Source organism: Streptomyces hyaluromycini (genome assembly GCF_002217755.1).
Lineage (GTDB): Bacteria > Actinomycetota > Actinomycetes > Streptomycetales > Streptomycetaceae > Streptomyces > Streptomyces hyaluromycini.
Genome location: NZ_BCFL01000025.1, coordinates 317,013 through 337,574 on the forward strand (window position 1 = coordinate 317,013; position 20,562 = coordinate 337,574).

21 protein-coding genes are annotated in these 20,562 nt (G+C 72.3%); 13 read left to right on the forward strand and 8 right to left on the reverse strand.

The genetic code is table 11. The features are described from left to right. Nucleotides 1-7: 7 nt before the first annotated feature. From murC to SSP29_RS33845, 3 genes are all read right to left on the reverse strand, one after another. Nucleotides 8-1,396, reverse strand: a complete 1,389-nt coding sequence (gene murC / locus SSP29_RS33835; RefSeq protein WP_089104692.1) for a UDP-N-acetylmuramate--L-alanine ligase — start codon at nt 1,394-1,396, stop codon at nt 8-10. A 283-nt stretch (nt 1,397-1,679) separates the two neighbouring features. Then, nucleotides 1,680-2,153: an indole-3-glycerol phosphate synthase gene (locus tag SSP29_RS33840; RefSeq protein ID WP_089104693.1), complete on the reverse strand. Its 474-nt coding sequence runs from the start codon at nt 2,151-2,153 to the stop codon at nt 1,680-1,682. A gap of 152 nt (nt 2,154-2,305) precedes the next feature. Next, complete coding sequence (locus SSP29_RS33845; RefSeq protein ID WP_089104772.1) at nt 2,306-3,094, reverse strand: pyrimidine reductase family protein; 789 nt, start codon at nt 3,092-3,094, stop codon at nt 2,306-2,308. Between the two features lie 352 nt (nt 3,095-3,446). Here SSP29_RS33845 and zapE point away from each other — a divergent pair, with 352 nt between their 5' ends. From zapE to SSP29_RS33880, 7 genes are all read left to right on the forward strand, one after another. Continuing rightward, nucleotides 3,447-4,553 carry a cell division protein ZapE gene (gene zapE, locus SSP29_RS33850; protein WP_089104773.1) on the forward strand — a complete coding sequence of 369 codons (1,107 nt, stop codon included), beginning with the start codon at nt 3,447-3,449 and terminating at the stop codon, nt 4,551-4,553. Between the two features lie 159 nt (nt 4,554-4,712). Continuing rightward, nucleotides 4,713-5,108, forward strand: coding sequence for a hypothetical protein (locus tag SSP29_RS33855; protein WP_089104694.1), 396 nt, complete (start codon nt 4,713-4,715; stop codon nt 5,106-5,108). A gap of 102 nt (nt 5,109-5,210) precedes the next feature. Continuing rightward, nucleotides 5,211-5,789: a carbonic anhydrase gene (locus SSP29_RS33860; protein ID WP_089104695.1), complete on the forward strand. Its 579-nt coding sequence runs from the start codon at nt 5,211-5,213 to the stop codon at nt 5,787-5,789. Between the two features lie 8 nt (nt 5,790-5,797). Continuing rightward, nucleotides 5,798-7,267 carry a SulP family inorganic anion transporter gene (locus SSP29_RS33865; protein ID WP_089104774.1) on the forward strand — a complete coding sequence of 490 codons (1,470 nt, stop codon included), beginning with the start codon at nt 5,798-5,800 and terminating at the stop codon, nt 7,265-7,267. A 144-nt stretch (nt 7,268-7,411) separates the two neighbouring features. After that, on the forward strand, nt 7,412-8,248 hold the full coding sequence (locus SSP29_RS33870; protein ID WP_089104696.1) for a slipin family protein: 837 nt from the start codon (nt 7,412-7,414) through the stop codon (nt 8,246-8,248). A 64-nt stretch (nt 8,249-8,312) separates the two neighbouring features. After that, the gene (locus SSP29_RS33875) at nt 8,313-9,167 is read left to right on the forward strand and encodes a polysaccharide deacetylase family protein (RefSeq protein ID WP_089104697.1); all 855 of its coding nucleotides are present in this window, start codon (nt 8,313-8,315) and stop codon (nt 9,165-9,167) included. An 18-nt stretch (nt 9,168-9,185) separates the two neighbouring features. Further along, entirely contained in the window at nt 9,186-9,368 is a 183-nt protein-coding gene (locus tag SSP29_RS33880) for a hypothetical protein (protein WP_089104698.1), read from the forward strand. Here the strand turns inward: SSP29_RS33880 and SSP29_RS33885 are convergent. Both SSP29_RS33885 and SSP29_RS33890 read right to left on the reverse strand, forming a co-directional pair. Then, the gene (locus SSP29_RS33885) at nt 9,360-10,031 is read right to left on the reverse strand and encodes an ABC transporter (protein WP_089104699.1); all 672 of its coding nucleotides are present in this window, start codon (nt 10,029-10,031) and stop codon (nt 9,360-9,362) included. The two genes, SSP29_RS33880 and SSP29_RS33885, sit on opposite strands and share 9 nt — an antisense overlap. Continuing rightward, complete coding sequence (locus tag SSP29_RS33890; RefSeq protein ID WP_089104700.1) at nt 10,028-10,900, reverse strand: ABC transporter ATP-binding protein; 873 nt, start codon at nt 10,898-10,900, stop codon at nt 10,028-10,030. Before SSP29_RS33890 ends, SSP29_RS33885 begins: the two co-directional genes overlap by 4 nt. A 145-nt stretch (nt 10,901-11,045) precedes the next feature. On the opposite strand from SSP29_RS33890, the gene SSP29_RS33895 reads away from it, so the two are divergent. Continuing rightward, nucleotides 11,046-11,750: a peptidyl-tRNA hydrolase gene (locus tag SSP29_RS33895; protein WP_089104775.1), complete on the forward strand. Its 705-nt coding sequence runs from the start codon at nt 11,046-11,048 to the stop codon at nt 11,748-11,750. 7 nt (nt 11,751-11,757) lie between these two features. On the opposite strand, the gene SSP29_RS33900 is transcribed toward SSP29_RS33895, so the two are convergent. Then, nucleotides 11,758-12,489, reverse strand: coding sequence for an FAD-dependent oxidoreductase (locus SSP29_RS33900; protein ID WP_150135423.1), 732 nt, complete (start codon nt 12,487-12,489; stop codon nt 11,758-11,760). A gap of 43 nt (nt 12,490-12,532) precedes the next feature. Beyond that, nucleotides 12,533-13,261, reverse strand: coding sequence for an FAD-dependent oxidoreductase (locus SSP29_RS33905; RefSeq protein WP_150135424.1), 729 nt, complete (start codon nt 13,259-13,261; stop codon nt 12,533-12,535). Between the two features lie 199 nt (nt 13,262-13,460). On the opposite strand from SSP29_RS33905, the gene SSP29_RS33910 reads away from it, so the two are divergent. The 5 genes from SSP29_RS33910 (at nt 13,461) to SSP29_RS33930 (ending at nt 19,688) form a co-directional block, all read left to right on the forward strand. After that, entirely contained in the window at nt 13,461-14,252 is a 792-nt protein-coding gene (locus tag SSP29_RS33910) for a DUF4142 domain-containing protein (protein WP_150135425.1), read from the forward strand. A 129-nt stretch (nt 14,253-14,381) separates the two neighbouring features. After that, complete coding sequence (locus tag SSP29_RS33915) at nt 14,382-15,662, forward strand: MbnB/TglH/ChrH family RiPP precursor modification enzyme (protein WP_438363828.1); 1,281 nt, start codon at nt 14,382-14,384, stop codon at nt 15,660-15,662. A 287-nt stretch (nt 15,663-15,949) separates the two neighbouring features. Beyond that, nucleotides 15,950-16,747: a DUF4142 domain-containing protein gene (locus tag SSP29_RS33920; protein ID WP_089104703.1), complete on the forward strand. Its 798-nt coding sequence runs from the start codon at nt 15,950-15,952 to the stop codon at nt 16,745-16,747. 96 nt (nt 16,748-16,843) lie between these two features. Continuing rightward, nucleotides 16,844-17,623: a TIGR04222 domain-containing membrane protein gene (locus SSP29_RS33925; protein ID WP_089104704.1), complete on the forward strand. Its 780-nt coding sequence runs from the start codon at nt 16,844-16,846 to the stop codon at nt 17,621-17,623. Between the two features lie 424 nt (nt 17,624-18,047). Further along, entirely contained in the window at nt 18,048-19,688 is a 1,641-nt protein-coding gene (locus tag SSP29_RS33930; protein ID WP_089104705.1) for an alpha/beta hydrolase, read from the forward strand. A 137-nt stretch (nt 19,689-19,825) separates the two neighbouring features. On the opposite strand, the gene hemQ is transcribed toward SSP29_RS33930, so the two are convergent. Continuing rightward, nucleotides 19,826-20,557: a hydrogen peroxide-dependent heme synthase gene (gene hemQ / locus SSP29_RS33935; protein WP_089104706.1), complete on the reverse strand. Its 732-nt coding sequence runs from the start codon at nt 20,555-20,557 to the stop codon at nt 19,826-19,828. Between the last annotated feature and the right edge of the window lie 5 nt (nt 20,558-20,562).

Genomic DNA, 20,562 nt, shown 5'->3' on the forward strand with positions numbered 1-20,562 from the left:
CAGCCCCTCACTTCACCAGGCGTTCCAGGATCCTCGGGCCCAGGTCGGTCACATCGCCCGCGCCCATGGTGAGAACCAGATCACCGGGCTTCGTCATTCCCGCGACCACGGCGGGAACCTCGTCCTTGTCGTGCACGGCGGTGACGTCGGCGCCCGCGCCCCGCGCCGCCTCGATGATCAGCTCGCTGGTGACCCCGGGGATCGGGTCCTCGCGGGCCGGGTAGATGTCGAGGACGACCGAGGCGTCGGCGAGGGCCAGCGCGTCGCCCATCTCCTTGCCCAGCTCCTGGGTCCGGGAGAAGAGGTGCGGCTGGAACACCACCAGGATCCGGGCGTCCCCGCCCGCGGCGCGCATGGCCTCCAGGTCGGCGGTCATCTCGGTCGGGTGGTGGGCGTAGGAGTCGATGACCTGGACACCGGCCGCCTCGCCCTTGAGCTGGAGGCGCCGCTGCACGCCCGTGTACGCGGCGAGCGCGGGCGCCAGCTCGGCGGCCGGCACCCCGAGGGCGACGCCCGCGGCCAGCGCGGCGACGGCGTTGTGCGCGTAGTGCCGACCGGGCACGGACACCGTGAACGTCAGCTCGGCCCCGTCCATCACGACGGTGACCTCGCTCTTCAGGCCCTGCGGTACGACGGACAGCACCCGGACGTCGGCGTCCGCGGCCTCGCCGTACGTCACGGTCCGCACCTTGCCCGCCACCCGCCGGGTCAGCTCGCGCGCTCCCTCGTGGTCGGCGTTGACCACCAGCGTGCCGCCGGGCACGATCCGGCCGGCGAAGGTCTCGAAGGACTCGTAGATCTCGTCGATCGAGGCGTAGTTGGCGTGGTGGTCCAGCTCCACGTTGAGGACGATGGCGACCTCGGGCGCGTACTTGTGGAAGCTGCGGTCCGACTCGTCCGCCTCGGCGACGAAGATCTCGCCCTCCCCGTGCAGGGCGTTGGAGCCGGGGGCGTCGAGATCGCCGCCGATGGCGTACGAGGGGGTGCGGCCCAGCGCGGTCAGGGACACCGCGAGCATGGACGTGGTGGTGGTCTTGCCGTGGGTGCCGGCGACCGCGATCGGCCGCAGGCCGTCCATCAGAGCGGCGAGGGCGTCCGAGCGGTGCACCACCGGGATGCCCAGCTCGGCCGCACGGGCCAGCTCGGGGTTGTCCTTCCGGATCGCCGACGACACGACGACACAGCTGGCGTCGTCGGCCAAGTGCCCGGCCGCGTGCCCGATGTGCACGGTGACGCCGAGCGCCCGCAGCGCCTCGGCGGTCTCCGACTCCTTGGCGTCGCTCCCGGCCACCTCGGCGCCGCGCTGGGCGAGGATCTTGGCGATCCCCGACATCCCGGCGCCGCCGATCCCGATGAAGTGCGGTCGCTCCATGGCGGAAGGAAGGCCGGGTGCCATGTGTTTCTCCCAGAGACGGTGACGTGCGAAAGCGTGCCTAGCCTATGTGCTGGAGCCCGCTCGGCTTTGCAAGGGACTCTCGGCATCCCTACCTGAAGGGGCGCGGGGCTGTATCCATGTGCGGCTGCCGCCGCGCGGGCGCAACCCGCGACACATCACAGCCAACGCGAGAACAGCCGACCCAAAGGGGCGCGGGGCTGTATCCACTTGCGGCTACCGCCGCGCGGGCGCGACCGGCCACCACGCACCCGCGGCCGCACACGCACCGCACCCCCTACGGCGTCTAGGCCTTGCTGTGCGAGAACAGCTTCAGCACCGGCACCCCCACCTTGTGGCGCGCCCGCGACGCCCAGTCCCGGTGGAAGAACTCCTCCACATAGTGCGGATCGGTCAGCACGATCACCTCGTCCGCGCCCACCTCTTCCACCAGCTTCCGCAGCGCGTCCAGCGGGTGGTCCTCGACCATCCGCCCCTCCGCCGTGCTCCCCGCCGCCCGCAGGGCCGTGAGGGACACGTCCAGCGCCTGCTCGGCCGGCCCCTTCGCCGCATCCCCCTCCGGCGTCTCCCGCTCGCGCGCGGCCTCGTCGAGTTCGCCGAGTGCGATGTCGTCGATGGCCCGCAGCAGGCGGTCCGCCTGGTCGCCGCGCGGTTGGAGCAGCACGTGGAAGGCGACCTGCTCGTCCCCGTGCAAGGTGGTGACGAACTCCACGTCGGCGGACGTCAGGGCCTTCTCGATCATCAGAACGCTTGTGAACACCAGGCGCCTCTTCTCCCTAGAGGGCCGCTCGACCCTCTGTCCTCCGTGGGGCCGGCACCCCTGCGGAAACCATCCTGCCCCGTGATCGCACGGGTACTGCCGGATTCAGTTTGCCCGCCGGAAGCAAAGCGGAACGGTACATTCCGCCGATTTCAGGACCGGCGATAGCGACCGAACAGGAATCCGGCCTCTTCCAGGAGGGACACTAGTTCGAAGCGTCGGGGTACGGCGACACCGGGCCCCCCGGCGATCCGCTGCGCGTTGCCCGCCGTGAGCATCGGGGAGATCGTCAGGCACAGCTCGTCGAGGACACCGGCCGCGATGAACTGCCCGAGCAGCCGGGGGCCGCCCTCGGTGAGCAGCCGGGTGTGGCCGAGGCCGGCGAGGGCGCGGACCGCGCGGGCGGGGTCGACGCCGGCGCCGTCACCGGCGACCACCACCCGGGCGCCGGCCTCCTCGGCGGCGGCGACCCGGTCGGGGGCGGCCGCCGCGCCGGTCAGGACGAGCGTGGGCACGAGGGGCGCGGTGAACAGCGGGAGCGAGAAGTCGAGGTCGAGGCTCGCGCTGACGACGGCGACCGCGGCGACCCTGGCCTGGCCCGCCGCGGCCCGGGCCCCGGCGAACTCCGCACGCTCGCGCACCGGCCGGTACCCCTCCTGCCGTACCGTTTCCGCGCCAACGACGACGACGTCCGCGAGTCCTCGCAGGGTGCCGAAGATCCGCATGTCGGCCGCACCGGAGATGGGCTGCGACCGCCCGTCGTGCTGACCGGCCCCGTCGAGCGTGGACACCATGTTGGCCCGCAGCCAGACCTCCCGCCCGGCGGACTCGGGGTAGGCATAGGCAAGCGCCAGCTCGGCAAGCCCCCACTCCCGATCGGCAGCCCCGGAACCGGAACCACCCGCCCCACCGGAAACCGCACCGCCTCCGCCATCGAGCACCGCCCCCTCGCCCGGACCGCCGGAGACACCCGCCCCCTCGGCATCCCAGCCGGAGACACCCGCCCCGCCGCCCGACCCCGCACGCTCGGCCAGACCGCCGGAGACACCCGCCCCCTCGCCCGGACCGCCGGAGGCACCCGCCCCCTCGGCATCCCAGCCGGAGACACCCACCCCGCCGCCCGCCCCCGCACGCTCGGCCAGACCGCCGGAGACACCCGCCCCCTCGCCCAGACCGCCGGAGGCACCCGCCCCGCCGGCCGGACCGCCGGAGGCCTGGGGTGTTGTTGGTTCGGTCACAGGGAACAGGCGTCGCATGTCGTGCAGTGTGGCACGGCAACTAGCATGGGTGACCGTGTCGTCTTCTCCCGCCGCATCCGAGGTCAGCCCCATAGCCGACGCGGCCCCGCTGTCCCTGTGCGCCCGTTCGCCGCACGTCCCCGCGGACCGGCTGGTCGCCGAGATGGTGCCGCCGCCCCGTTTCGACTCGGTCCGCTTCGCCACCTACATCCCGGACCCGAACCAGCCGAGCCAGACCGAGGCCGTACGGGTTCTGGAAGAGTTCGCCGGCGGTCTCGGCGGAGCGCACGCGGTGGCCGGCGGCAGGCGCGGCTTCTTCGGCTTCGGGAGGAGCAGGGCAGCCAAGGTGCCCGCCGGGCCCCGCGGGGTCTATCTCGACGGCGGGTACGGCGTCGGCAAGACCCATCTGCTCGCCTCGCTCTGGCACGCCACCCCTGCCGAGCCCGCGCTGAAGGCGTTCGGCACCTTCGTGGAGCTGACCAACCTGGTCGGCGCCCTCGGCTTCCAGCAGACCGTGCAGACCCTCTCCGGCCACCGCCTGCTGTGCATCGACGAGTTCGAACTGGACGACCCCGGCGACACCGTCCTGGTGTCGACGCTGCTGGGCCGGCTCGTGGACGCCGGTGTCGCGCTCGCCGCCACCTCCAACACCCTGCCCGGCAAGCTCGGCGAGGGCCGGTTCGCGGCCGCCGACTTCCTGCGCGAGATCCAGGGCCTGTCGGCCCACTTCCGCGCCCTGCGCATCGACGGCGAGGACTACCGCCACCGCGGCCTGCCCGAGGCGCCGGCGCCGTACTCCGACGAACAGGTGACGAAGGCGGCGTACGCCACCCCGGGCGCCTCGCTCGACGACTTCCCGCACCTCCTGGACCACCTGGCCAAGGTGCACCCCAGCCGGTACGGCGCGCTGACCGACGGCCTGAGCGCCGTCTGCCTGACGGACGTACAGCCGGTGCCGGACCAGTCGACCGCGCTGCGGCTCGTGGTCCTCGCGGACCGGCTCTACGACCGCGAGGTCCCGGTCCTGGCCTCCGGGATGCCCTTCGACCAGCTGTTCAGCGAGGAGATGCTGAACGGCGGCTACCGGAAGAAGTACTTCCGCGCGATATCCCGGCTCACCGCCCTGGCCAGGGACGCCAAGGAGCTGGTGGCCGCCGGCTAGGCCGGATCAGGCCACACCACCGGCACTTTTCACGCTCTCTTCGGCTCGCAACACCGAGTTAACCCTGCAAACAACTTTGCAGGGTTAACGTGTTTCTTGACCAGCCATTGACCTGTGCTTGGTGCACACGAGAGGCGTGAACTGCCGCGAGGGGGGCTCATGTTCCGAGGTACGACGGCCCGGACCGTGCTCTGGCTCCTGGCCGCCGCCCTGCTCGCCGTCCAGTTCTTCGCGCCTACGGCAACCTTCGCAGCCGCGCACACCCTCAGTCATGTCGAGGCCAAAGCCCAGTCCGGCCCGCACCCCTCGGCGAAGGTCGTGCGCGACGGCTCGCACACCCTCCGCGACCACGGTCGCTGCGGCGAGCCCCCCAGCCCGCCGCAGACCGCCGACCGCCATCGCAGCGCCACCGCCGGCTGGGCGGACGACCGTCCGTCCACCGCGCGCCACACCGAGGCCATACGCACCTCGGTGCCTCCCACAGCCAGGCACCACCGCACGTCAAGAGCGTCGAGAGCCCACTCACCGGCCACGCTTCAGGTCTTCCGCTGCTGACGGGACGGGCTCTGCCCCGGGCTTTCCATGCCCTTCATCCCCCCACAAACGTCGTGCTAGCCCGACGCGCCGCTGTAGCGCGCCAGGAGGAATCCACACACCATGCAGCCCCTCATCGACAACGCCCGTACGTTCGGACAGCGCCCTGAGGAGTTCGCCAGGCTCGCCGAAGGCCAGTCCCCGCAGGTGCTCTTCATCACCTGCTCCGATTCCCGGGTCGTCCCGGCCCTGATCACCGGCGCCCGCCCGGGCGAGCTCTTCGAGCTGCGCACCGCGGGCAACATCGTCCCGCCGTACGCCTCGGTCCACCCCACCAGCGAGGCGGCCACCATCGAGTACGCCGTGGAGGTGCTCGGCGTCCGCGACATCGTCGTCTGCGGGCACTCGCACTGCGGTGCCGTCGGGGCTCTGGTGCGCGGCGACGACCTGACCGCCGTACCCGCCGTCCGGGACTGGCTGGCGAGTGCCGAGCCACGCCCGACCGGGGCGGTCGAGGATCCGGCCGTGGCCGAGGGCGTGCAGAGCCATGTGCTCGCCCAGCTGCTGCGGCTGCGCTCGTACCCGTTCATCGACAGGAAGCTGGCGGAGGGCGGACTGACCCTGCGCGGCTGGTACTACGAGGTCCACACCGGTGCCGTGCGCGAACACCGCGCCGAGACCGACGCGTTCGAGACCCTGTGAGCGTCGCGATGACCAAGTTCCCCCACATCAAGTTCCCTTACATACGGCAGGACTTCGCCGCCTCCCTCGTCGTCTTCCTGGTCGCGCTCCCGCTGTGCGTGGGCGTGGCCGTCGCCTCCGGTGTCCCGGCCGAACTCGGCCTGGTCACCGGCATCGTGGGCGGTCTCGTCACCGGGATGCTGCGGGGCAGCAGCCTTCAGGTGTCGGGGCCGGCCGCCGGCCTGACCGTGCTCGTCTTCGAGGCGGTGCGGGAGTTCGGGCTGCCGCTGCTCGGGGTGATCGTGCTGGCCACCGGCGTCCTGCAGATCACCATGGGCGTCCTGAAGCTGGGGCGCTGGTTCCGGGCCATCTCGGTCTCGGTCGTCGAGGGCATGCTGGCCGGAATCGGCCTGGTGCTGATCGCCGGCCAGCTGTACCCGGCGCTCGCCGCCAAGGCCCCCGAGTCGGGCCCCGGCAAGATCGCCGGACTGCCCGGCGCGTTTCTGGACGCCCTCGGGGACGGCGGGGCGCTGGCCTCGCTCGCCCTCGGCGCGGGCACGATCGCGGTCCTGACGCTGTGGAAGTACGCGCCGGCGAAGGTGCGGACGGTCCCCGGACCGCTGGCCGCCGTCGGCCTCGCCACCCTGGCCGCGTTCTTCCTGGGCCTTCCGGTGGCCACCGTCGAGGTGCACGGGCTGCTGGGTTCCGTCCAGCCGCCGCCGCTGAGCGCCTTCGGCGAGCTGGCGAGCGTCGGACTGATCGGCACGATCGTCGCGTTCACGCTGATCGCGTCCGCCGAGTCGCTGTTCAGCGCGGCGGCCGTGGACCGGCTGCACGACGGGCCGCGCACCAGGTACAACCAGGAGCTGATCGCCCAGGGCGCGGGCAACGCGCTCTGCGGGGTGCTCGGCGCGCTGCCGATGACCGCGGTGATCGTGCGCAGCGCGGCCAACGTCCAGGCGGGCGCCCGCACCAAGGCGTCCCGGGTGCTGCACGGCGTCTGGCTGCTGCTGTTCGCGGCCCTGCTGCCGGGAGTGCTGAGCTACATACCGATCCCGGCGCTCGCCGGAATCCTGGTCTACTCGGGCGCCAAGCTGATCCCGGTGCGCGCGCTGGCCGTGCTGTGGCGCGAGCACCGGGGCGAGGCGCTCATCCTCGTCGTCACGGCGGTGTCCATCGTCGCGGTGAGCATGTTCGAGGGCGTCCTGATCGGGCTCGCCCTGTCGATCGTCAAGACGGCCTGGGAGGCCTCGCACCTCAAACTGGAGGTCGTCGACAAGGGCTCGGGGCCGGTCGACGCCTACCTGTCGGGCAACGCGACCTTCCTGCGGCTGCCGAAGATCCTCGACAGTCTGGAGGCGCTGCCCCAGGACCGCCCGATCCGGGTGGACCTCTCCGGGCTGCACCACCTCGATCACGCCTGCCGGACCGCGCTGGAGAGCTGGGCCGAGCGGCACAGCGACGCGGGCACCGAGCCGGTGAAGGTCACGGCCGTCTGAACCGGCGGCCGCCCCGGGCCGGGATGCCGACGCCCCTCGGCATCCCGGCCCGGACCTGCTCCCCGGCGGCCATGGCCCCGACCCTCCCGCCGGGCATATCGTTACAGCAACAGACATACCGGACCTCTTTACCTGGAGGTCGTGATGGTTCAGGAGCTGCTGGTCGCGGTGGTGGCCGCGCTGTGCTTCGGCGCGCTCTACCTGGCCGCCGGCGCACGGGTCGTCAAGCAGTACGAGCAGGGCGTGCTGTTCCGGCTCGGCCGGGTCACGGGTGACGTACGGACACCCGGCTTCAATCTGGTGATCCCGTTCGTGGACCGGCTGTACAAGGTCAACCTGCAGATCGTCACGCTGCCGGTCCCCGCCCAGGAGGGCATCACCCGCGACAACGTGACCGTGCGCGTGGACGCGGTCGTCTACTTCCGGGTGGTCGACTCGGTGAGCGCGCTGGTCAAGGTCGAGGACTACAAGTTCGCCGTCTCGCAGATGGCCCAGACCTCGCTGCGTTCCATCATCGGCAAGAGCGACCTCGACGACCTGCTCTCCAACCGCGAGCAGCTCAACCAGGGCCTGGAGCTGATGATCGACAGCCCGGCCGTGGGCTGGGGCGTGCAGGTGGACCGGGTAGAGATCAAGGACGTGTCCCTGCCGGACACGATGAAGCGCTCGATGGCCCGCCAGGCCGAGGCCGACCGGGAGCGCCGGGCCCGGATCATCAACGCCGACGCCGAGCTCCAGGCCTCGAAAAAGCTGGCGGAGGCGGCCCAGCAGATGGCGGCCACCCCGTCGGCCCTGCAACTGCGACTGCTGCAGACGATCGTGGCGGTGGCCGCCGAGAAGAACTCCACCCTGGTCCTGCCGTTCCCGGTGGAGCTGCTGCGGTTCCTGGAGCGGGCGGGTCCGCAGCCGCCGGGGCCGAACGGCGGCGCCCCGGCCGGCATCGCCGAGAGCACCCTGCGGACAGGGCCGCCGCCCGGGTGACCCGGCGCGGTACCGTCCGCCGCGCCACCCTGAAAAATCGGACATTCCGACCTACATTCGTACGGTGATCCGACTAGCACGCCGTCTTACCGGTACGACCGCTGTCTGCGTCGCCCTGGGCGCCGCGCTCGCCGCCTGTGGCACCACCGAGGCACCCCACGCCGGCCCCCCGGCTCCCGCCAGGGCCTCCTCGTCCGCTACCCCGCCGCCCACGCTCACCCCCGGCCCCGGCGGTGCGGCACCCGTCTTCATGAACGGTCCGCGCACCCTGGGCAAGACCGTCGCCCTCACCTTCGACGCCGACATGACCGCCGACCAGGGGCCGCGCGCGGCCGCGGGCGAGCACTTCGACAACCCGGCGCTGATCGCGACCCTGCGCAGGCTGAAGGTGCCGGCCACGATCTTCATGACCGGCCGCTGGGCCGACGAGTACCCGGCCCAGGCCCGCTCCCTCGGCCGCGACCCGCAGTTCGAGGTCGCCAACCACTCCTACAGCCACTACGCCTTCACCGGCGACTGCTACGGCCTGCCGACCGTCTCCGCCGCGAACATGAAGTCGGACGTGGAGCGCGCCTACGCCGCGCTGCTGCGCGCCGGGGTACCGCACCCGATGCCGTACTTCCGGTTCCCCGGCGGCTGTTACGACGGGCAGGCGCTGCGCGCGGTCGGCGCGCTCGGGGTCACCGCGGTGCAGTGGGACGTGGTGAGCGGGGACGCGTTCGCGACGGACGCCGACGCGGTGACCAAGCAGGTGCTGGACGGGGTGAAGCCCGGTTCCGTGGTCGTCATGCACTGCACCCGCAGCGCCGCCCCGACCACCGAGCAGGTCGTCAGGAGCGTCGTACCGGAGCTGCGCAAGCGGGGCTTCCGGTTCGTGAAGGTGTCCGAGCTGATCGGGGAGACACCCGGTCACCGGTGACCGTCCTACGCTGGAGGTATGAGCGACGAGGGCTACTGCACGATCACCGGGGACGCGAAGCCGCCGACGGCGGACGGTCCGCCGTACGCGGAGTGCGTGCTGTGCCGGGAGCCGACGGAGTACCCGGAGTCGTACAAGGGGATCACCATGTGTCCCCGGTGCGAGTGGCAGGAGGCGCAGCGGACCGCCTGTTCAGGTTGAGCGGCGGCCGTTGAGGGCGCAGGCCAGGGAGAAGGCCGCGGTGGTGAGCAGGGCCGCCGCGGCCACCGGCAGCGGGGAGACCGGGATCCGGCCGGACTCCGAACCGGTGACCAGGCCGCTGACGGCCGCGTGCGCCGGGGAGCCCGCGACCACCATCGAGAGCAGCGCGGCCAGCAGCATCGCGGGCACCGCCCGGCCCGGCGAGCGCAGCAGCGGCCGGTTGGTGAGCGCGCCGACCGCGGTGCCGAGGAGAGCGCAGGCGAGAGTCGCGAGGAGACCGGCGGCACCGGCCCGCAGGGGTGGTACGGGGAGCCGGTGGTCGTTGGTGGCGTGCCGGCTGATCACCGTCACGACGAGGGTGGCCGCGGCGCCGAGCAGCGCGGCGGCGAAAAGTGCGGTGAGCAGGGCTGCCAGATGGGCCCTGGCCGGGCCGCGCGCCGCGGTGACACAGGCGCGGGCGGCCGGCGGTTCGCCGGTGACACAGATCCGTACCAGCCAGGCGGCCACCGGCAGCAGCGCGGCGGCCGTGTAGCCGAGCGAGTCCAGCACCGGCTGACCGCTCTGCACGCCCACGCCCAGGAACGCGGCGTACAGGATCACCGGGGGCAGCCAGCGCTGGGAGCGCAGGAGGAGAGCGGTCTGGTAGCGGAGGAGTGCGGTCATGGGCGGTCTTTCTCGTCCGGCGGGACGTCCGGGGGACTGACGGAGACCACGTGCCAGGGCGGGTGGGCCGTGAGGAGGGCACGCAGCACCACGTCCGAGTGGGACGCGGGAACCGTAAGACGGTAGGTGCCGGGGGCCGGTTCCTCGGCCGAGGCCGCCGTGCGGGTCGCGTCGGCGGGCAGCCGGCCGCCGGCCGGGCCCCGGACGGTGACGGCGGTGAGCGGGCCGACCGGTGAAGCCGCCTGGTCGGTACGGGGTCTGAGGGTGCCGTCGACGACCTGGTGGATCGCGTCGGGCACGCCCGCGAGGCGCCGGGGATCGTGATCGACGAACACGACGGCGCCCCCGGCGGCGGTGCGCTCGGCCACGGCCCGCTCCAGTTCGGCGCGGGCCTCGGCGTCGAGGCCGGTCCAGGCCTCGTCGAGGACGAGGAGTTCGGGGTCGGCGAGCAGTGCCTGGGCGACCGCGACCTTCTGGCTGGTGCCCTTGGAGAGCTGGGCCATGGGGGTGGTCGCGTAGGCCGCGGCGCCGAACCGCTCCAGCCAGGTCGCTGCGCCTGCGGCGGCCGACCGGCGGGAGAGGCCGTGGACGGTGCCGAGATGGGTGAGGTAGCCGGAGGGGGTGAAGGGGAGGGCCGAGGGGAAGCGCTCGGGCACGTACGCGGTGCGGGGGCGGCCGGTGATGCGGCCCTCGGTGGGGGCGTCAATGCCGGCGACGAGGCGGAGCAGGGTGGACTTGCCGGTGCCGTTCGCTCCCTCCACGCGGGTGAGGGTGCCGGGGGTGATGGTGAGGTCGACGCCTCGTAACACCCAGGGGCCGCGTATGCCGTAGCGGCGGCCTACGCGGGCCAGTTCAAGATCACGGTGCATGAGGACATTGTCGTGCGGGAAGGGGGCGGGTGGTGCGCATCGCTGCGGGGTGCGGGTCGTATGCGGCTGGTCGCGCCCACGCGGCGGAGCCGCAAATCGGGCACGGCCCCGCGCCCCTTAGGGTGATGGGGTGAGCGTTGATTCCATGTCACCCGGCGACAGCCCGTTCAAAACAGAACCCACTGCACGTGACGAAGCACCTCAGTTCGTGCTGCCCCTGGTCGTACGGATAGAGAAGTCGGTGCCTCCTGCCCTCACCGACGCTCTCGAAACGGCCGCTCGGGCTGTCCTGACCATCCTCAGTGACCCTCGGGCCCTCGGGGACGGGGAGTGGGCTCAGGCCGTTCGGGACTGGGAGGACGCGCGGATCCGGAAGGTGGTGCGGCGGGCGCGGGGGGCCGAGTGGCGGCGGGCCGGGGAGTTGCCCGGGATCACTCTCACGGGGAAGTCCGCCGAGGTACGGGTGTTTCCGCCGGTTCCCCTGGACGGGTGGCCCAAGGAGCTGGCGAAGTTGCAGGTGTCCGGGACCGAGCTGGACGATCCGGAGCCGCCCGTGGGTGCCGACCGGACCGCGCCCGTGCTGTGGCTGAACCCGGAGTTGGAGATGTCGGCGGGCAAGGCGATGGCACAGGCCGGGCACGGAGCCCAACTGGCGTGGTGGGCGCTATCGGAGGAGGAGCGGGACGCCTGGCGCGACGCCGGGTTCCCGCTCGCCGTGCGGACCGCCGATCCGGCCGAGTGGCGTGAACTTACGGACAGCGGGCTGCCGTTGGTGCGGGACGCCGGGTTCACCGAGATCGCGCCGGGCAGCTGCACGGTGGTCGCGGACCATCCCGCGCTCCGGGGATAGCACGCGGTCAGACGGTGTCGGTGCCCCGGTAGGCGTACATGTCGGCAAGGAACTTGCGGCGCAGGGCGGGGACCTTGCCGGTCACGCTGAAGAAGCTGCGGGTGGCGAAGAGGGCGAGGCGGCCGGTGACGGGCCGGTAGAGCGGGTCGTCGCCGCTGGTGCCGTTGTTGTCGAGGGACTCGGCGACGCGGGTGAAGCCGTAGGGGATCATGTCCGCCTCGTAGTCGCCGATCGCGGTGAGCAGCGGCTTGTCGCCGCGGGCGGCGGCGGCCAGTTCCCGGCAGAGCAGCGAGGCGTCGCGCAGCGCGGTGTTGGCGCCGACGCCCTGGCCCGGGGTCATGGTGTGGATGGCGTCGCCGAGCAGGGTGACGGTGGTCGTGGGCCAGGGGTCGACGGGGACCGAGGTGGCGATCCTGAGCGGGAACGCCGCCGCCGGGTCGGACAGTTCGAAGATCCTGCGCAGGTCCGGGTGCCAGTTGCGGGTCACCCGCAGGACCGTGTCGACGAGCTGCTTGCCGCGCTGCCGGGCGGTGTCCTCGGGGAAGTGGTCGTGGGAGCTCCACACGGACAGGTTGATGTAGTCGTGGGTGTTGTCGAACCGCAGGCCCGACCAGCTGGCCGGCAGCGCCTTGTCGGCGGGGTTCTTGGGCCGGCCCTCGGCGTCCCACTTGAATTCCATGACGTGCAGCATGCCGATGAGGCCCTTGGTGCCGAAGATCAGGGAGAGTCCGTTGAGCACCTCGTCCGACAGCAGTGCGCGGGTCTCGGGCGTGAGTGCGGTCCTAGGGCCTGTCTGACAATTCCCGTCGTCGCCCGGAGGGCGGCCTCGCGGCGTCAGGTGCGTGCTCTCGGCGTGCCGGGCGTAGGCCCTCGTACTGGACGTACTTGGGTCTGCGCCCGGTGCGGCGAGAGTGCGTGCATGGCGTCGCGAGGCAGACGGGAATTGTCAGACAGGCCCTAGTGGCCACGGCCGTGATCCCGGTGTCCTTGATCTCCGCGTGCGGGAGGTACTGGCGGCGTACGGCGGAGCGGGTGCCGTCGGCGGCGACCAGGACGTCACCGGTCGCGGTGGTGCCGTCGGCGAAGTGGGCGGTGACCCTGCCGTCCGGGTGCTGCTCGTAGCGGGTGAACTCCTTGCCGTAGTGCACGACGTCGTCCATGCCGGTGAACAGCACCTGGCGCAGGGTCGAGCGGGACACGGAGCGTTCGCTGTGCACCGCGTCTGCCGCCTCGGGCAGCTCGATCGTGGCGGTGGTGCGGTTCGACTGGGTGAGCACGTTGAAGTACCGGGGGTCCCGGGCGCAGGTGTCGACGAACGTGGTGAAGAGCCCGGGCGGCAGGCACTCGTGCAGGGCGCGGCTGCCGGTGGGGTCGATGCCGACCCGGTAGCCGTACAGGCCGTCGCTCCGGGAGCCGTAGCGCTCGTACACCGCGACGGAGACGCCGGCCTTCTTCAGACCGTGCGCCAGGCACATCCCGCCGGTACCGCCGCCTATGACCAAGACGTGCATGACGATCACTTTCCTCGATGTTCATGTATCTCGATTTTCGAGACAGGTCAGATTGAACATAGAGATACTCGATTGTCAAACCATCGGCTCCGACCAGGGGTCTTTTACCTTTCCTTGAAGACTTTGCCGTTTGTTTGAACACCGCTGCCGCTCCGCCCGTACGTCCTGGCACTGAACCAGCGACACGGGGAGGCATCCCTTGCGGCGTTTCAACGGAACGGCCCTGATCATGGCGGCCCTCGCCACCACGCTCGGCGCGCTCGCCTACCCCGTGTGGTCGTACGCCGACCGCTCCGGCACCGGGCAGGCGAACGTGGCGGCGGGCACCGTGGCGACTCAGTGGGGTCCGCTGACCGCCGCCGACCGGGACCTGATCGTGCGGGTCCGGCTGGCCGGACTGTGGGAGCTGCCGGCCGGCCAGCAGGCGATCCAGCGGGCGCCGAGCGCGGCGATCAAGGAGGCGGGAGACCACCTGATCGTGGGCCACACCGACCTGGACAAGCGGGTCCGGATCATCGCGGCGCAGCTGGGCGTCGAACTGCCCAACGTGCCGAACGAGCAGCAGCAGGGCTGGCTCGACGAGATGTCCGCGGCGACCGGCTCGGAGTACGAGTACAAGTTCGTGAACCTGCTGCGGGCCGCGCACGGCAAGATCTTCCCGGCGATCGGCACGGTGCGGAACACCACCCGCAACACCCTGGTACGGCAGCTGGCCTCGGACGCCAACCAGACCGTGCTCGACCACATCACGATCCTGGAGAAGACCGGCAAGGTCGACTTCGACGCCATCGCCAACGAGATCGCCAACGCGACCACGGCGAGCCCGACGGGTCCGGCCGCCCCGGTCCCCGGACAGGTGGTGCCCTCCGCGCCGGCCGCGCAGGCCAGCGGCAACGTGCGGACCACGTCCAAGCCCTCCCCCGGCGCGCCGGGCACGGTGAACACCGCACGCCCGGACCCGACGGACTCGCTCGGCCTGCTCGGCCAGTAGCCGGAGAGCTCCCCGGAGCGCGACCCCGAACCTCAAATGTTGCTCTGAAGCGGCAGGCAACGCGGTTCGCGGGCGCGCTCCGGGGCCATACCCCCCTCACTCGAAGCAGCAGGGGGGACGGCCATGGCCTTGGACCGGCTGGGAACGGGCATCGGCTGGCGGCCGGAGATCGCGGACGCCGTGGAGCGCATGCCGGGCATCGACTGGGTCGAGGTCGTGGCCGAGAACACCTGCCCGGGTCACCTCCCCGAGTCGCTGCGGCGGCTGCGCGAGCGCGGGGTGACGGTCGTACCGCACGGCGTCTCACTGGGTCTCGGCGGCGCGGACCGGCCGGACGAGGACCGGCTGGCCGCACTCGCCGAGCGGGTGGCGGCGCTGGGCTCGCCGCTGGTCACCGAGCACATCGCGTTCGTCCGCGCGGGCGGCCCGCGCACGGTGTCGCCCGTCCTGGAGGCGGGCCATCTGCTCCCCGTCCCCCGCACCCGGGACGCCCTCGACGTGCTCTGCGAGAACGTCCGGATCGCCCAGGCCGCACTGCCCGTGCCGCTCGCCGTCGAGAACATCGCCGCGCTCATCTCGTGGCCGGGCGAGGAGATGACCGAGGGGCAGTTCCTGTACGACCTCGTGGACCGTACCGGGGTACGGCTGCTGATCGACGTGGCGAACCTGCACACCAACCACGTCAACCGGGGCGAGGACCCGGCCAAGGCGCTCGCCGAACTCCCCGTCGAGGCCATCGCCTACGTCCATGTCGCGGGCGGCTTCGAGCGGGACGGCGTCTGGCACGACAGCCACGCCCATCCGGTGCCCCCGGCCGTGCTGGACATCCTGACCGGCCTCGCGTCCCGGGTGGCGCCGCCGGGTGTGCTGCTGGAGCGGGACGAGAACTTCCCGGAACCGGCCGAGCTGGAGCGGGAGCTGACGGCGATCCGGGCGGCCGTGGCGGCGGGGGGTGCGGTGGCCGCCGGCGAGCGCTGGGAGTCCTCGCCGGCGGCGACCGCGCCGGAGGTGTCCGACGTCACCCGGCAGCGGGTCGGGCTCGCGCAGGCCGCGGTGCTGTCGTCGCTGGTCGCGGGGACGCCGGTGCCGGAGGGGTTCGACCGGGTGCGGATGGGGGTGCAGGCACGGGCGCTGGCGGCGAAGCGGGCGGACGTGGTGGCGAAGGTGGCGCCGGAGCTGCCGGAGATCCTCGGGGCGGGTTACCGGGCGGCGTTCCTGGCGTATGCGCAGGAGCGGCCGATGACGGGGGGCTACCGGCGGGACGCGCTGGAGTTCGCGGGGGAGCTGCTGCGGGCGGGGCGGCTGGGCGACCAGGGGTCCTGTCGGCGGCTGGAGGAGTGGTGGCTGGAGCGGGCGGGACCGGCACCTCGGCGGTCGCTTGCGCGGAGGGTGCTGCTGCGGCGCGGGTAGTGGCCGGGGGGGGGTGGGGACGCTCACCGGCGCTGGCCGGGTGCCGCCCGCGCCCACCCGTGCCGCCCTGGGGGCACCTCCCAGGCCCTTGAGGCACTGGGGGAGGCACGACTGCCCGCGGCTGGATGAGACACGGCTGGGCAGCGCGCCCCAAAGGGGCGTGGGGAACTGCGCGACCAGCCCCCACCGGCCCGCAGCCGACCGACCGCCCGGCACCCCTACGGCAACCCCTCGGTAATATGCCAATCCCGCGCGGCGAAGCCCCACCGTGCGGTGCAGGAGGCATCATGCGCGCGCGACCCCGACCCCCCGTCCAGGGACGAGGCATATTCAGCGGTACCTGGCTGATCATCGTCTGTCTCACGGCGACCCTCGCCGCCCTGGTGTTTCCGATCTGGTCGTACGCCGACCGCTCGGACCCGACCGGCTCGGTGAACGTGCTCAGCGCCCAGACCGTGTCGACGGCGTACGGCCCGCTGTCCGCGCAGGACCGGGACTTCATCGTCAAGGTCCGGCTCGCCGGGCTCTGGGAGCTGCCGGCCGGGGAGATGGCGGAGGAGAAGGGCACCACGGCGGCCGTACGGACGGCCGGGCAGCACCTCGTCGACGGGCACACCTCCCTCGACGCCCACGTCCGCACCGTCGCCACCCAGCTCGGCGTGCCGATCCCGAACGGGCCGAACGCCCAGCAGCAGCAGTGGCTCGCCACGCTGAGCGCCGCGCAGGGGCAGGACTTCGACCGGGAGTTCGCGAACATCGTGCGGCTGGCCCACGGCCGGGTCTTCTCCGTGGTCGCCCAGGTCCGCGCCGCCACCCAGAACACGCTGGTCCGCGACCTCGCCGACGACGCCAACACCACCGTCCTGGACCACATCAAGGTCCTGGAGGCGACCGGCTACGTCGACTTCGCCACACTGGCGCAGCAGTTGGCCGCCACCCCCTCCCCCGTGGCCTCGCCGCCCGTCGTCGCCCCCGCCGACGCGACCCCGGTCGGGGCGGCGCCGGCACCCGCGGCGTCGCCGTCCTCGACGTACACGCTGCCGCCCGCCACCGCCAGTCCGGAGCCGACGTCCCAGAACCCCTGACCTGCACGGGAAGCGGAACGTCACATACCGACAACACTCGGTCCGGAATGTGAACAGGGCATGGCGGTGGCCAGGCCGCTGGCATAGAAACGTGTCATGTTCTGGGTCCTTCTCCTGCTCCTGGCCTGGGCCGTCGCCGGCACCGCCTGCACCCGGTTGTGCCTGGCCGCCGTACGGACGGCGGTCGTCGACGCGGACGCGGGCCGGGGACACGATCTGACGCTGTACGAGGCCGCGTTCCTGTCCGGCGGGCCCGCGCGGGTCGCGGATCTGACGCTGGTGTCCATGGCCCGGCAACGGCGGCTGCTGCTCGCCCACACCGGCTGGGCGACCGTTGTGGACCCGCGGGGGCGGGACGAGATGGAGCGGTCGGTGATAGGGGCCATCGGGCCCGAGGGGCAGTCGCGGATAGCGCCGGTGCGCTCGGCGGCGGCCGACACGGACGCCGTGCGAAGTCTCGGCGAGGATCTGGTGCGGGCGGGGCTCGCGGTGCCCGACGCGGCGGCGCGGACCACGGTCGCGTCCGGCGTCCGGCAGGTCCGGGCCGCCGCACTGGCGGTCCTCGGGCTCGGCGTGGCCGCGCTCACGCTGCCCGCTCCGACCGAGATGCCACGCGACCTGGTCGCCGTCTGGTTCGCGCTGCCCCTCACCCTCACGCTGAGCTGCCTGGCCATCGCCCGGGTCGAGGTGCACCCGTACTCGCGGTGGGCCTCCCCCGCCGGGCAGCGGCTGCTCGGCGTGCTGCACCGGCGGGTGAACCGCACGGCCGACGACCACTCGCTGCTGACCTCCGTCGCGGTACGCGGCATCCGCGCGATCGGCGAGCCGGAGCTGCGTGCGGCCTTCGCACACCGGGACCAGCTTCCGCGGGAGTGAGCGGGGGCGCTCAGGGGGTGTCCGGCGGATCATGCCGGCGACGCGGGCTCTGGCACGCACTCCCCCACTGCCTCAAAGGCGTGGGGGGACCCCCAGCCGCATTGTCGTCACTCGACGACGTCCCCCAGCCTTCGGCCGGGAGGTGCCCCCACCGCGTCGCCCGCCGCGGCAGCGGCTGATCGTCAACGCCTCCTCCGCCTTGCAGCTGCACGCACCAGACCCCGCTCCAGGTCGGCATCAACGCACCGTTGCTTCCCGCCAACCTGATCCGCCGGACACCCCCTGGGGGGATTGACGCCGACACCGCCCCGTGGTGCTTGCCTTCGCCGTCAACCGGTCGAAATATCCCTTTTATTGCTGCCGTGCAGTCGCCGCGGTGCCTTGCCGCCACGCCACCGCAGCCGTGCACCGAAGGGATACGCCATTGAGAGCCCCCGCCCTGTACTCGGCCGCCGGGTCCCTGATCCTGACCACCCTGGCCGCCGCCCCGGCCGGGAGCGCCCCCCGCGTCCCGGACTCGGCGTCGGCCGAACTGCGCGGTACCGCCGTGGCCGCCGCGCGAGCACGCGCGGAGGGCATCGACTTCGGCCGGTGCGCCGCCGACCTGGAGGCGCCGGACACCTTCCGGTGCGGCACGGTGAGCGTCCCGCTGGACTACGCGCACCCGGACGGCAAGCAGATCAAACTGACCGTCAGCCGGGTGCCGGCCACCCACAAGGACCCGCACAACAGCAAGCGCAAGGTGCCCCGGCAGGGCGTCCTGGTCTACAACCCGGGCGGCCCCGGCGCCTCCGGCATGCTCTTCCCGATGATCGGCGTACTGCCCGAGTGGAAGCGCATCGCCGCCGCCTACGACCTGGTCGGCTACGCCCCGCGCGGCGTCGACCGCTCCGCCCCGCTGTCCTGCGTCGACCCCAAGCACTTCTTCAAGGCGCCGTCGCAGTCGCCGACGCATCCCTCCGAGTCGTACAAGAAGGCCCGGATCAAGGAGGCGAAGGCCTACGCGAAGGGCTGCCTCAAGCGCTCCGGGAGCAGGCTGCGCCACTACACCTCGCTCAACAACGCCCGGGACCTGGACGTGCTGCGCGCGGCGCTCGGCGAGGACCGGCTGACCTTCATGGGCGCCTCGTACGGAACCTACTTCGGCGCGCTGTACGCGACCCTGTTCCCCTCGCACGTACGGCGGATGGTGCTGGACTCGGCGGTGAACCCGGACCCGGAGCGGATCTGGTACCGGGACAACCTGGAGCAGTCGGCCGCGTTCGAGGGCCGGTGGGCGGACTTCCGGGACTGGATCGCCAAGCACGACGACGTGTACCGGCTCGGCGACACGGCCGCGAAGGTGCAGGCGAGCTACGACAGGGCGAGCCGGCGGCTGGCCAAGAAGGCGGCCGGCGGGAAGGTCGGGCCGGGGCAGTTGCAGGGCGCGTTCCTGTCGGCCGGGTACTACGACGACTACTGGCCGAGCCGGGCGGAGGCGCTGTCGAAGTTCCTGAAGGGGGACGCCAAGCCCCTGGTCCGGCTGGCGGCGCCGGTGACGGAGACGGCCGCCGAGGCGGAGAACGGCAACGCGGTCTACACGGCCGTCGAGTGCAACGACGCCCCCTGGCCGAGGGACTTCGCCACCTGGGACCGGGACAACACCCGGCTCGCCCGTGTGGCGCCCTTCGAGACCTGGGACAACGCCTTCATGAACCTGCCGTGCGCCTACTGGCCGGTGCCCCGGCAGAAGGCCCTCGACGTGCGCACGGGCCCCGGTGAGCTGCCGCCGACGCTCATCCTCCAGGCCGAGCGGGACGCGGCCACGCCGTACACGGGCGCGCTGGAGATGAACCGGCGGCTGGCCGACTCGGTGCTGGTGACCGAGCGGGACGCGGGCACGCACGGCATCGGCGGCGGCCCCAACAAGTGCGTGAACGGCTATCTGGAGGCCTACCTGCTGGAGGGCAGGCTCCCGGCTCGGCGCGCCTCCTGTGCGGGGCACCCCGAGCCGAGGCCGGCGGCCGACCATGCCCGGCGGAAGAACCTGCGGGACTCCCTGAAGGGCAAGGCCGGCCAGCGCTGACGAACGGTCAGGCGAGGCCCGCGACCAGCTCCGCGATGTCCTTGCGGCAGCCCGTGCCGCATCTTCCGGGGGACACTGCTCCCGACTGCCGCTGCGCGGCGGGCCCGACCCCCGGCCGGCCGATGAGCCGCTGGCTGTCAGGCGAGCCCTGCGATCAGATCGGCCACCGACTTACGGCGCCCGGTGTAGAACGGGACCTCCTCGCGGACGTGCATCCGGGCCTCGGAGGCGCGCAGGTGGCGCATGAGGTCGACGATGCGGTACAGCTCGTCGGCCTCGAAGGCCAGCACCCACTCGTAGTCGCCGAGCGAGAACGAGGCGACCGTGTTGGCCCGCACGTCCGGGAAGCCGCGGGCCATCTTGCCGTGGTCGGCGAGCATCCGGCGGCGGTCCTCGTCGGGCAGCAGGTACCACTCGTACGACCGCACGAACGGGTACACGCTCACGTAGTTGCGCGGGGTCTCGTCGGCGAGGAAGGCCGGGATGTGCGAGCGGTTGAACTCGGCGGGGCGGTGCAGCGCCATGTTCGACCAGACCGGCGTGAGGGCGCGGCCCAGCTTCGTGCGGCGGAAGAGGTTGTACGCCTCCTGGAGCTGGTCGCTGGTCTCCGCGTGCCACCAGATCATCAGGTCGGCGTCGGCGCGCAGTCCGGAGACGTCGTAGGTGCCGCGGACGGTCACGTCCTTGGCGGCGAGCTGGTCGAACAGCTCCTGGACCTCGTCGGCGTAGCCCGCGCGGTCCTCGGGCAGCACGTCCTTCAGCTTGAAGACCGACCACAGGGTGTAACGGATGACCTCGTTGAGGTCCTTGGCCAGCTTGCCCTTGTTCGGGATCCTGCCGGACTCGGTGGTGGGGGCGTCGTCACTCATGGTCC